Origin of the sequence: Acinetobacter sp. LMB-5 (assembly GCF_001541635.1) — a bacterium.
GTDB classification, from domain to species: domain Bacteria; phylum Pseudomonadota; class Gammaproteobacteria; order Pseudomonadales; family Moraxellaceae; genus Acinetobacter; species Acinetobacter pittii.
The window spans coordinates 1-242 of the sequence record NZ_LRDR01000049.1; the positions used below are offsets into that span (position 1 = coordinate 1).

General features: G+C 24.4%; 1 protein-coding gene. It reads right to left on the minus strand.

Translation table 11 applies throughout. The annotated features are described in order from the left end of the window. Positions 1 to 37 precede the first annotated feature (37 nt). Positions 38 to 242, minus strand: a 205-nt coding sequence (locus AW165_RS19985) for a hypothetical protein (RefSeq protein WP_212823908.1), incomplete at its 5' end; no start/stop codon positions are given.

Consider the following 242-nt stretch of genomic DNA (forward strand, 5'->3'; position numbering starts at 1 on the left):
TCTAACGTTTAACACTCTAGTTCATATTCTTTTTAATTTAAGTCACTGGAAGTAATGAAAGGTTAAAGGTTTTATTTATTACGTCAGAAAAGACTTGTTTATTATCACTGCCTTCATATGAAAAACTAAAAATATTATTTTTACACTCATATCGAGTAAAGCGCATACCTATTTGATAACTACAATTCTTCTTTAAATTACTATTTAAAAATTCCAATATTTCTTTTTCTATATTCATGTTA